Source organism: Actinomadura geliboluensis (assembly GCF_043197915.1).
Lineage (GTDB): Bacteria > Actinomycetota > Actinomycetes > Streptosporangiales > Streptosporangiaceae > Spirillospora > Spirillospora geliboluensis.
Genome location: NZ_JBICUA010000002.1, coordinates 1,010,266 through 1,021,191, shown reverse-complemented (window position 1 = coordinate 1,021,191; position 10,926 = coordinate 1,010,266). Strand labels below are relative to the sequence as shown.

At 74.0% G+C, this 10,926-nt stretch carries 9 protein-coding genes; 4 read left to right on the top strand and 5 right to left on the bottom strand.

From position 1 onward, the window contains the following. The first annotated feature begins 102 nt into the window (after nucleotides 1-102). Nucleotides 103-1,353, top strand: a complete 1,251-nt coding sequence (locus tag ACGFI1_RS10310) for an RNA polymerase sigma factor (RefSeq protein ID WP_392784517.1) — start codon at nucleotides 103-105, stop codon at nucleotides 1,351-1,353. Between the two features lie 24 nt (nucleotides 1,354-1,377). On the opposite strand, the gene ACGFI1_RS10305 is transcribed toward ACGFI1_RS10310, so the two are convergent. Together ACGFI1_RS10305 and ACGFI1_RS10300 are read right to left on the bottom strand one after the other, a co-directional pair. Next, nucleotides 1,378-2,037 carry a rhomboid-like protein gene (locus ACGFI1_RS10305; RefSeq protein ID WP_387071837.1) on the bottom strand — a complete coding sequence of 220 codons (660 nt, stop codon included), beginning with the start codon at nucleotides 2,035-2,037 and terminating at the stop codon, nucleotides 1,378-1,380. 25 nt (nucleotides 2,038-2,062) lie between these two features. Beyond that, complete coding sequence (locus tag ACGFI1_RS10300) at nucleotides 2,063-3,682, bottom strand: MFS transporter (RefSeq protein WP_364552707.1); 1,620 nt, start codon at nucleotides 3,680-3,682, stop codon at nucleotides 2,063-2,065. Between the two features lie 153 nt (nucleotides 3,683-3,835). Here ACGFI1_RS10300 and ACGFI1_RS10295 point away from each other — a divergent pair, with 153 nt between their 5' ends. Together ACGFI1_RS10295 and ACGFI1_RS10290 are read left to right on the top strand one after the other, a co-directional pair. Continuing rightward, a complete protein-coding gene (locus ACGFI1_RS10295) occupies nucleotides 3,836-4,522 on the top strand; it encodes a TetR family transcriptional regulator (RefSeq protein WP_386867578.1) in 687 nt (228 codons plus the stop codon). Between the two features lie 125 nt (nucleotides 4,523-4,647). Then, nucleotides 4,648-6,093, top strand: a complete 1,446-nt coding sequence (locus ACGFI1_RS10290) for a glutamate decarboxylase (RefSeq protein ID WP_387071795.1) — start codon at nucleotides 4,648-4,650, stop codon at nucleotides 6,091-6,093. Between the two features lie 15 nt (nucleotides 6,094-6,108). Here ACGFI1_RS10290 and ACGFI1_RS10285 read toward each other — a convergent pair whose 3' ends face one another. Genes ACGFI1_RS10285 through ACGFI1_RS10275 form a run of 3 tightly spaced genes read right to left on the bottom strand, consistent with a single transcriptional unit; the run spans nucleotide 6,109 to nucleotide 10,014 of the window. Further along, on the bottom strand, nucleotides 6,109-7,281 hold the full coding sequence (locus ACGFI1_RS10285) for an acyl-CoA dehydrogenase family protein (protein WP_138640508.1): 1,173 nt from the start codon (nucleotides 7,279-7,281) through the stop codon (nucleotides 6,109-6,111). After that, complete coding sequence (locus ACGFI1_RS10280) at nucleotides 7,282-8,388, bottom strand: acyl-CoA dehydrogenase family protein (RefSeq protein ID WP_364552703.1); 1,107 nt, start codon at nucleotides 8,386-8,388, stop codon at nucleotides 7,282-7,284. After that, complete coding sequence (locus ACGFI1_RS10275; protein WP_392784514.1) at nucleotides 8,389-10,014, bottom strand: AMP-binding protein; 1,626 nt, start codon at nucleotides 10,012-10,014, stop codon at nucleotides 8,389-8,391. Nucleotides 10,015-10,250: 236 nt separating this feature from the next. Here ACGFI1_RS10275 and ACGFI1_RS10270 point away from each other — a divergent pair, with 236 nt between their 5' ends. Beyond that, nucleotides 10,251-10,877, top strand: a complete 627-nt coding sequence (locus tag ACGFI1_RS10270; RefSeq protein WP_138640505.1) for a TetR family transcriptional regulator — start codon at nucleotides 10,251-10,253, stop codon at nucleotides 10,875-10,877. Nucleotides 10,878-10,926 lie beyond the last annotated feature (49 nt).

Here is a 10,926-nt window from a genome sequence, read left to right as displayed (position 1 = left end):
GACTTCTCAGCGGTGGACGGGAGGCGCTAGAGTCCCGGTGATCTGCGGTATATGCACTATTTGTCGGTCCAATGGACCAGGCGGACGGGAACGGGAGGGCACATGCGCGGGGACCTGGGCTCGCTCTACGACGCGCACGCCGACCGCCTGTACGCGTACTGCTGGTCGCTGGTGGGCGACCAGCTCGCGGCGGCGGCCGTCGGCGACACGTTCAGCGCCGCGGTGCACCAGCCGCCGCGCGGCGACAGCGTGCTCTGGCTGTACGCGCTCTCCCGGACTGCCTGCGCCGACCGCGGCGCCTTCACCGGCGAGATCGCCGCGCAGGGCGGGATGCTGTTCGCCGACTCCGACCCGCTGCTGCGCGCCGCCGCCGGGCTGCGCCCCGACCACCGCGAGGTCCTGCTGCTGTGGGCGGGCGAATGGCTCGAACCGCACGACATCGCCCGCGTCCTCGGCATCGCGCCCGACACCGTCGTGCAGCTGCTCGGCGCCGCGCGCACCCGGCTGGAGCGGGCCGTCCTCGACCTCCTGATGCGCGGCGCCACCGAGCCGCGGCTCGACCTCATCTCCGCGTTCGAGAAGGGCAGGCTGCCGCAGCTGCTCGCCCGCCGCGCGCCCGCGACGGCGCCCGGCTGGCTGCGCGACCGGGTGCTCGCCGCGTGCGAGGAGGAGGCGACCCGGCCGCTGCCGAGCGTCGCCGCGCCGAGCCCGCTCGTGGTGATCGGCGCGGAGCGCAAGGAGCGCCCGAAGCGCGGCATCTCGGGCGGCATCTCGAAGGGCTTCGGCGCCGCCGCCGGCGTCGCCGCGTCGGCCGCCGCCGTCATCGGCCTGCTGGTCTCCTGGCCGGCGGCCAAGGGCGGCGGGGGCGCCACCTCCCTCATCCCGACGGCGAGCAACGGGCAGACGAACCCCGCGTCCGCCACGACGAGCGGTGTCCCGCGGCAGCCGCCGCCCGGCCTCACCGGTTCGGAGCGGGCGAAGGGCGGCTCGCCGTCCGCGTCCGAGAACCCGGTCACCAGCGCCTACGACGGCGGGCCCCGGCAGGCGGGCGGCACGCCCGGCGGCGCGGCGCCCGCGCCCACCTCCCCGGCCGGGAGGCCGGCCCCGGAGAAGAAGCCGACGACGGACACGCCGTCGCGGCCGGAGCAGCCGTCCACGACGCCGGAGCAGCCGGCCACTCCCCCGTCGACGCCGCCGGCCACGCCGTCCGACCCGGAGACCCCGCCGGACGACGGCTCGACGCCGCCCACCACGCCGCCGACGGACACCCCGTCGACACCGCCCTCGGACGGTTCCGGGAGCCCCGGCCCGAGCCCCACCGCGAACCCCGCCCCGGAGCCGGGTCAGGGCTGACGGCGGTCAGACCTCGGCCACCGGTCAGACCTCGGCCACCGGGCCGGGCCTCGGCACCGGGTCCGCGGGCGCGGGCACTCCGGCACGGCGGCGTTCCAGCAGCAGGAGCAGCCCGCCGATCAGCGCGCCCGCCAGCATCGCCACCACGTGCCCGACGGCGGCGACCTCCAGCCCGAGCAGGCCGTCCAGCAGCGCGGGCGTGAGCGCGGCCCAGCCGGCGAGCGCCAGCAGCCGCCGCACCCGCCCGCGCCCGTACAGGAACGCCGCGACGAGCGCCGCGCACAGCACGTAGGACGGGCCCACATCGGGGATCGTGCGGATCGAGTCCGACAGCAGGCCCGCCTCCAGCCGCACCAGCGCGATGCCCTGGCTGACGAGCGTGCCGAGGACGTGCGAGGCGGCGACGAGCACCACGGCCCGCAGGTTCCCGAACCGCCGGGTGAGGGGGAACAGCCCGATCGCGGCCGCGACCATCAGCACGCCCTGCGCCCCCTCGGCGACGAACGCCGACGCGACCATCGTCCCCACCGGGTTGACCGCGAGGTTCGCCAGGTTGGTGCTGGCCCAGGCGATCATCGCGTGCCGGGCGTCCGGCGGCAGGACGAGGGCCTGCACCGTCCACACCGCCGCGAACAGCCCGAGGAACGTCAGCGGCATCGCGTACCGCCGCGCGAACGCGCCCATCACACCGGCAGCCTAACCCGGCCGCTCAGACCGCCACGGCACCGTCGACGGCGGTGCTGCCGCGCCGCACGAGCAGCGCGGCGAGGGCGGCGGCGAGCGCCACCACGGCGGCGACGCTCAGCGACGTCTGGAAGCCGTCCATGAACGCCAGGTGGCTTCCGGTGGTGATGGCCTCGGCGGCCCCCTCCGGCGTGCCGGGCGGGACGGGCGCCACGCCCTGCGACACGAGCCCGCCGGCACCTTCGAGCTGGTGAGCGGCCGGCGCGGGGACCCCGGCGTCGGTGAGCCGGCCGAACAGCACGTCCCCGACCTTGGTGGACAGCAGCACGCCCAGGACCGACGTGCCGAGGACGCCGCCGACCTGCGAGGCGGTCTGCTGGAGCCCGCCCGCGACGCCCGCGAGGTGGGCGGGGGCGTTGCCGACGATGGCCTCGGTCCCGGCGACGAGGACCATCCCGAACGCCAGCCCGATGAGGATGAACCACGGCCAGAGCTGCACGTAGGCGGCGTCCACCCCGACGCGGGACAGCCCGAACATCGCGGCCGCGGTGAACACCATCCCGAGGACGAGCGGCAGCCGCGGCCCGAACCTGCTGGTCAGCGCGCCCGCGATCGGGGAGGCGACGATGAACACGGCGGTCATCGGCAGCAGCCGGACACCGGCGTCCACCGGGCTCATCCCGTGCACCTGCTGCAGGTAGAGGGTGAGGAAGAAGATCGTCCCGAACATCGCGAAGAAGCCGAGGACGATGAGCCCGGTCGCCGCCGACAGCGACACCGAGCGGAACAGGCCGAGCGGCAGCAGCGGGTTCTCCGCCCGCAGCTCGTTCCAGGCGAACACGGCGAACAGCACGGCGGACACGGCGAACGACACCAGCGGGACGGCGTCCCCGAACCCGTGCTCGCCGGCCTTGATGAGGCCCCACACCAGCGCGAACAGCGCGCCGGTGAGCAGCGCGACGCCGGGCAGGTCGAACGAGCCGGCGGCCTCCTCGTCCCGCGACTCGCGGATCACCCAGAAGCCGACCAGCAGCGCGACCAGCCCGAGCGGGGCGTTGAGGAAGAACACCGACTCCCAGTTGACGTTCTCGACCAGCAGCCCGGCGACGATCGGGCCGCCCGCGATGGAGACGCCGAGCGTGCCGCCCCAGATGCCGATCGCGGTGTTGAGCCGCTCGGCGGGGAAGGTGTTGCGCAGGATGGCGAGGCTGGCGGGCTGCAGCAGCGCGCCGGCCAGGCCCTGCACGACGCGCCAGAAGATCACCATGCCGAGCCCGCCGGACAGCCCGATCAGCACCGAGGACACCGCGAACCCGACCACTCCGGCCAGGAAGGTCCGCTTGCGCCCGAACCGGTCGGCGATCTTCCCGGCCGGGATCAGCGTGACGGCGAGCGCGAGCAGGTAGGCGTTCGTCACCCACTGCAGCCCGGACAGGCTCGCGCCGAGGTCCTTGGCGATCGCGGGGTTGGCGATGGACACGACGGTCGCGTCCAGCCCGACCATCATCACGCCGAGCGCGACGGCGAGGAGCGTGAGCCAGGGATGCCCGTGCCCCGCTCTCGCGGAGCGTGCGCGCGGCTGGTCGCGCGGCGGGACGTTGACGGCGCCGGGTTCGAGTGTCCCGGCGCTCTGGGAATGGGTCATTGCATCGACCTCCGGCTTGGGTAGGCCCTCAAACTGTCATGGCATGACAGTTGTCGTCAACTGCCGATCGCCTGTATGCGACATGAGTCACTTCGGGACAATATTCTTCGGCTGCCGCTTGGCGCGGGTTCACCCGCTGGTTACACTTCGCCCATGACCGCGACCGCCCCCGAGACCGGCGCCGCCGCGACCGCCGCGACCGGTCCCGGCCCCCAGCCCCCGGGCCGCCGCGAACGCAAGAAGCAGCGCACCCGCGAGGCGCTCATCGACGCCGCGTTCACCCTCTTCGCCGAGAAGGGCTTCGACGCCACCACCGTCGAGGAGATCGCCGACGCGGTGGACGTCTCCGCCCGGACGTTCTTCCGCTACTTCGCCTCGAAGGAGGACGTGGCGCTCACCTTCCAGGAGGAGCAGGTCCAGGCCGTCACGGCCGCGCTGGCCGCGCGTCCCGCCGACGAGCCGATCATGACGGCGCTGCGCCGCACCGTGGTGGAGATCGCCCGCGCCTGCGAGGCCGGCGAGCTCGGCTTCGACCCCGACCGCTTCGAGTGCATGCTGACGATGGTCAACGACAGCCCCACCCTGCTCGCGGGCAGCCTGGAGCACGCGCAGCGCAAGCAGGCGCTGATCACCGAGATCGTCGCGCAGCGGATGGGCCTCGACCCCGCCGCCGACATGCGCCCGCACATCGTCGCCGCCGCGACGCACAGCGCGTTCCAGGCCGCCGCCGACGCCGCCCGCCGCATGGACGGCGCGTTCACCTCGCTGTCGGAGGCGGTCGACCAGGCGTTCGCCATCCTGGAGAACGGCCTCAACGAACCGGCGCGCCCGGCCGAGTAGCCCGGCCGAGCAGGCCGCACGAGCAAGCCCTCCGGCCGGGGGCCCGGTGTGGGACGGGCCGCCGCGGGTACCGCATGCGGAAGTCGGGGGACGCCATGCCCCCGCGCGCGCGGAAGGACGGCGACATGGCCCGGAAGCACGGCATGGCCCGGAAGCATCCCCACACCTCCGCGAGCGGCGACCGCGACCTGCGGGTCAACCCCGTCTTCAGCCGCGAGCCGCTGACGATCCCCCGCTACGCGCTGCCCGCCGGCGAGCTGGACCCCGGCACCGCGTACCAGATCGTCCACGACGAGCTGATGCTGGACGGCAACGCGCGGCTGAACCTCGCGACGTTCGTGTCGACGTGGGCGGAGCCGGAGGCGCTGCGGCTGATGTCCGAGTGCGCCGAGAAGAACATGATCGACAAGGACGAGTACCCGCGCACCGCCGAGCTGGAGATGCGCTGCGTGCACATGCTCGCCCGGCTGTGGCACGCCCCCGACCCGCGCCGCGCGGTGGGCTGCTCGACCACCGGGTCCAGCGAGGCGGCCATGCTCGGCGGGCTCGCGCTCAAGCGCCGCTGGCGGGAGCGGCGGCGCGCCGCCGGGCGGCCGGCCGACCGGCCCAACCTCGTCATGGGCGTCAACGTGCAGATCTGCTGGGAGAAGTTCGCGAACTACTTCGAGGTCGAGCCCCGGTACGTGCCGATGGAGGGCGACCGCTACCACCTCGGCGCCCGGGAGGCGGTGGAGCTGTGCGACGAGAACACCATCGGTGTCGTCGCCGTCCTCGGGTCCACCTTCGACGGGAGCTACGAGCCCGTCGCGGAGATCGCCGCCGCGCTCGACGACCTGGAGCGGCGCACCGGCCTGCACGTCCCGATCCATGTGGACGGCGCGTCCGGCGCGATGGTGGCGCCGTTCCTCGACGCCGGCCTGGAATGGGACTTCCGGCTGGACCGCGTCGCGTCCATCAACACCTCGGGCCACAAGTACGGCCTGGTCATGCCCGGTGTCGGCTGGGCGCTGTGGCGGGACGAGGACGCGCTCCCCGACGACCTGGTCTTCCACGTCAACTACCTCGGCGGCGACATGCCGACGTTCGCGCTGAACTTCTCCCGCCCCGGCGCGCAGGTCGTCGCCCAGTACTACAACTTCCTGCGGCTCGGCATCGAGGGGTACCGGCGCGTCCAGCAGACGTGCCGGGACGTCGCGACGCGGCTGGCGGCCGGGATCGGCCGGCTCGGCCCGTTCGAGACGCTCACCGACGGCGGCGACATCCCGGTGTTCGCGTTCCGGGTGCGGGAGGACGTCGGCACCTTCACGGTGTACGACGTGTCGGCCGCGCTGCGCGAGTCGGGCTGGCTCGTGCCCGCCTACACCTTCCCCGAGAACCGCACCGACCTCGCCGTCCTGCGGGTGGTGGTGCGGCACGGGTTCGGGCACGACCTCGCCGACCTGTTCATGGACGACCTGCGCCGCGTCCTGCCCCGGCTGGAGTCCCAGCCGGGGCCGCAGCGCAGCGCGGCCGAGGCGGCCGGGTTCGCGCACGGCGCCGAGCCGAAGCCCGCGCACCGCGCACCCAGCTGACTCCCGGCCGGCCGGTCACCGCGGGGCGCGGGGCAGGCCGAGGCCGATCATCGCGATCAGCTCGCGCTGGATCTCGTTGACGCCGCCGCCGAACGTCAGCACCAGCGCGCCCTTGGCGAGCCGGTCGACCGCCGCCATGAAGGACGCCGTCTCCGGGTCGCCGGGGTCGCCGTGCCGGGCGAGGACGTCGCCGACGATCCGGCCGACGTCCTGCATCCGCTCCGAGGAGTAGATCTTCGTGGCGGACGCGTCGGCGGCGCCGAGCCAGCCGAGGTCCTGGTTCGCGGCGACCTGCCAGTTCAGGATCTCGTTGACGCGCAGGTAGGCGTACACCTGGGCGAGCGCGCGGCGGACGGACGGCTCCTCGATGAGCGGCCGGCCGTCCCGTCCGGCGGTGGCGCGGGCCCAGCGCTCGAAGCGGATGTAGGTGTGCCCGATGTTCCCGGCGGGGCCGAGCGTGACCCGCTCGTGGTTGAGCTGGTTGACGATGAGGTCCCAGCCCTTGTTCTCCTCGCCGATCAGCATGTCCGCCGGGACGCGGACGTCCTGGAAGTACGTGGAGTTGGTGTGGTGCGCGCCGTCCATCGTGATGATCGGCGTCCAGGAGAAGCCCGGGTCCGCGCAGTCCACGATGAACATCGAGATGCCCTTGTGCTTCTTCGCGGACGGGTCGGTCCGGGCGGCGAGCCACACGTAGTCGGCGTGGTGCGCGCCGGACGTGAAGATCTTCTGCCCGTTCACCACGTAGTGGTCGCCGTCCCGCACCGCCGTGGTGCGCAGGGCCGCGAGGTCGGTGCCGGCGCCCGGCTCGCTGTAGCCGATCGCGAAGTGGCACTCCCCCGCGAGGATGCGCGGGATGAAGAACTCCTTGTGCGCGTCCGACCCGTACTGCAGGATCGTCGGCGCCACCGAGTTCAGCGTGATCAGCGGGTAGGTGACCTCGGCGCGTGCGATCTCGTTCGCGAAGATCGTCTGCTCGACGGGGCCGTAGCCGCGGCCGCCGTACTCCTTCGGCAGCGCGACGCCGAGCATGCCGTCGCGGCCGAGCCGCCGGCAGTGCTCCAGGTAGGCGTCGCCGAACGGGTCCGCCGCGATCGCGGCGCGCTGCTCGGCGGTCAGGCAGTTCTCGAAGTACTCGCGCAGCTCGGCGCGGAGCTTCTTCTGCTCGTCGGTCAGGTCGATGAACATTCAGGCCTCCTGAGCGATCAGAGCGCCGAGCGCGTCGAGCCGGTCGTCCCCGCCGCCGAGCAGGTGCGCGCAGTGCTTGCCCCACGCGAAGTAGCGGTGCAGGGGGTAGGTGATGTCGAGGCCGATGCCGCCGTGCAGGTGCTGGCAGGTGTAGAGCGCCTTGATGACGGGGTCGCCCGCGTTGTAGGCGGCGATCGTCAGCAGCTCCTCGGCGTCGGCGGCGCCCTCGGCGAGCCGCCAGACGCCCGCCCAGACCGCCACGTCCAGCGCCCGCTTGGCGATGTAGACGTCGCTGATCTGCATCGTGACGGCCTGGAACTGCGCGAGCGCCCGGTCGAACTGCTCGCGGGTCTTGGTGTACTCCTTGGTCAGCTCCAGCGCGCCCTCGATGACGCCGGACGAGACGGCGACCGCGCCGGCCACGGCGGAGCGGCGCAGGGTGTCCCAGGCGGCGCCGTCGGCCGTCCCGCCGAGCAGGGCGTCCGCGCCGACCCTCGTGCCGTCCAGCACCACGCGGTACAGCGGCTCGCTCGTCGCCGACGGCTGCTCGGTCAGCGTCACGGCGGCGGGCTCGACGAGGAACACCCCGATGCCCGCGCCCTCGACGCGGGCGGGCACGAGGATCCGCGCCGCCTCCCGCGCGTACGGGACGAACGCCTTCACGCCGTCGAGGACGTAGCCGCCGCCGTCCTCGCGGGCGGTCGCGGCGACCTCCCCGGCGCTGCCGACCTCGCGGTACGCGCCGGTCAGGACCGCCGCGCCCTCGGTCAGCGGGGCCAGCAGGGCGCGCTGCTCCGCCGTCCCGTGCCGCGCGACCGGCACGGCCGCCAGCGCGAGCGAGGCGTACACCGGGACGGGCGCGGCGTGCGCGCCGACCTCCCGCAGGATCACCGCCAGCTCGACCGGGCCGAGCCCCGCGCCGCCGGCGTCCTCGGGGAGCACGATCCCGAGCAGCCCCGCCTGCGCGAGCGCCTTCCACGCCACGTCGTCGAAGGGGGCGCCGCTCTTCTCGAACTCCTCCAGGCGCTCGCGCGTGCACTCACGCCCGAGCACCTCGGCGGCGAGGCCCTTGATCTCTTGCTGGGTCTCGTCGAGGTTGAAGTCCACTCATCCGCTCCCTTCCAGGAGGTGCAGCCGGCCGCGCCGCGCGAACTCGGCCCGCAGTTCGGCCGCGTCCCGCGCGGTCATCGGCCGGTAGGCGAGGTCGCGGCCGGGCCGCCACCACACCGGGTCGTCGGTGCGCCAGCCGTCCGCGGCCAGCCGGCGCTTGAGGATCTTGTTGGAGGCGGTCGCGGGCAGCTCCCGCGCCACCCGGACGTACCGGGGCACCCATTTCGGGCCCAGGTCGGCGCGCCCGCGCAGGTAGCCGGCGAACGCGTCGGGGTCGAAGCCGTCGGCGGCGAGGGCCAGCATCACCTGGTCGCCGGACGCCGCGTCCGGCACCCCGTACACGGCGAGCTGCCGGACGCCGGGCAGCTCCGCCAGGACCCGCTCGACCTGGACGGCGCCGAAGTTCTCGCCGTCCACGCGGAGCCGGTCGGCGCCGCGGCCCGCGAAGTAGACGTAGCCGTCCGCGTCGGCGTAGGCGAGGTCGCCGCTCCAGAACCCGCCGTCGCGGATCCGGTCGGGGGCGTCCTCTTTGTAGTAGCCGTCGAACAGGCCCATGTCGCCGGTCTTGACCAGCTCGCCGATGGCCTCGTCGCCGTTCACGACCCGTCCGGCGGCGTCGAACACGGCGGGCGGGCACGGCTCGCCGGTCGCCGGGTCGAGGACGGCGACGTCCGCCGGCAGCTTGCCGAGCGCCCCGGACGGCCCGAACGGGTCGGGCGACAGCGAGATCGCGGTCTCGGTCGAGCCGTAGCCGTCGATGACGAAGCAGCCGAACCGCTCGCCGAACGCCTTCTGCTCCAGCGGCGCGGCCTCGTTCCCGAACGCGAACCGCAGCGGGTTGGCCGCGTCGTCCTCGCCCGGCGGCGTGGCCAGCACGTACGACAGCGCCTTGCCCACGTAGTGCAGGTAGGTGCAGCCGTGCGCGCGCACGTCGGGCAGGACGCCGGACGCCGAGAACCGGGCGCGCAGCACCAGCTCGGCACCGGCCGCGAGCGCCGGCGCGTACGCCGCCATGACCGCGCCCGAGTGGAACAGCGGCATCGGGCAGTAGACGACCGACTCCGGGGTCAGCATGCGCTCGGCGAGCATCTCCCCCGGCACGACCATCTTGCGGTGGGTGATCCGCACGGCGCGCGGCCGCCCGGACGTGCCCGAGGTGAAGATCAGCATGAGCAGCGTCGCCGGCCCGATCGCCGAGGCGTCCGGGAGCGGAGCCCCCGCGAAGGGGGCGAGCTCGGCTTCGAGGGCACCGGCGTCCAGCACCGGAATCCCCAGCGCGGCGGCCTTCTCGGCGTACCGGTCCTGCGCGACGACGAGATCGCAGTCGGCGCGCTCGGCGTCGCCGGCCAGCTCCACGGCGCTGCGGGTCGGGTTCAGCGCCACCGCCACCGCGCCCGACAGCGCGGCACCGCCGAGGAGGAACACCAGCTCGGGCACGTTGTCGAGCAGCACGCCCACGTGGACCGGCCGCTCCGCGCCCCCGCGGCCCGCCATCCAGGCGGCGCGGACCGCGCACTCGGCGACGGTCTCCCGCCAGGTCCAGGCCCGGCCGTCGTCGGCGGAGCGCAGCCCGGGGCGGTCGTCGTCCGCCCGCGCCTCCAGCAGCGCCGCGATGCTCTCCACGCCCACCTCCCGGACCAGCCCACGGCGAAAAAGTAGAACAGATTCTAGTCCGTGTCCAGAGGCCCGGTCATTCCCGCTCCCGAGCCGGTTAGCCTGCCCAGTACGGCGGAAACGAGCGATCCGGAAACCCCGCGAGCGCACCCGCCGCCACGCGATCAGATAACACGTTCTCACAAGAGCGGTAGACTCGGGGGGACACGTCGGGCGGCCGAGCCCGCACAGAAGGGAAGGCGACCGTGACCGCAGAGCCGACAGTGACCGGGGACGGTCAGCCGGCGGGGCAGGCGGCCGGGCAGGGCGTGCGCTCCCGCAGCCAGCACCAGCGGCGCAAGCGTATCGTGCAGGCCGCCGCGGCACTCGCGTCGCGCGGCGGGATCGAGGCGATGCAGATGCGCACCGTCTCCGAGCGGGCCGGGGTGGCGCTCGGCACGCTGTACCGCTACTTCCCGTCCAAGATGGACCTCGTCGTCGCCGTCGTCAGCGAGGAGCTCGACCTCCTCGAGGGCAGCATCGAGCGCCGGCCGCCCCGCGGCGGCGCCGCGCCCGAGCGCGCGGTGGAGGTGCTGATGCGCGCCACCCGCGGCCTGATGCGCGAGCCCGAACTGGCCGAGGCGCTGATCCGCTCGCTGCTGCTCTCCGACGTCAAGACCGACTTCGGCGAGCGGATGAGCGAGCTGCTGCTGCGCGCCGCGTCCGGCCCCCCGGAGGACATCCCCGCCGACGACCCCCGCCGCCTCGCCGCCCGCGCGCTGTCCGGCATCTGGACGATGGAGATGATCGAGATGCTGCGCGGCAACGCCACCGCCGAGGAGATCCAGTCCCGGCTGGAGATCACCGCCGCCCGCCTCCTCATCGACCCCTGAGCCTCGCATCGACCCCTGAGCACCCGTCCGGTTACCGTGTGGCGCGGGC

Excerpts from the sequence above, each read along its gene's own strand:
- ACGFI1_RS10300 (WP_364552707.1), bottom strand. The coding sequence starts at position 3,682 with ATGACCCATTCCCAGAGCGCCGGGACACTCGAACCCGGCGCCGTCAAC.
- ACGFI1_RS10290 (WP_387071795.1), top strand. The coding sequence starts at position 4,648 with ATGGCCCGGAAGCACGGCATGGCCCGGAAGCATCCCCACACCTCCGCG.
- ACGFI1_RS10305 (WP_387071837.1), bottom strand. The coding sequence starts at position 2,037 with ATGGGCGCGTTCGCGCGGCGGTACGCGATGCCGCTGACGTTCCTCGGG.
- ACGFI1_RS10285 (WP_138640508.1), bottom strand. The coding sequence starts at position 7,281 with ATGTTCATCGACCTGACCGACGAGCAGAAGAAGCTCCGCGCCGAGCTG.
- ACGFI1_RS10310 (WP_392784517.1), top strand. The coding sequence starts at position 103 with ATGCGCGGGGACCTGGGCTCGCTCTACGACGCGCACGCCGACCGCCTG.
- ACGFI1_RS10295 (WP_386867578.1), top strand. The coding sequence starts at position 3,836 with ATGACCGCGACCGCCCCCGAGACCGGCGCCGCCGCGACCGCCGCGACC.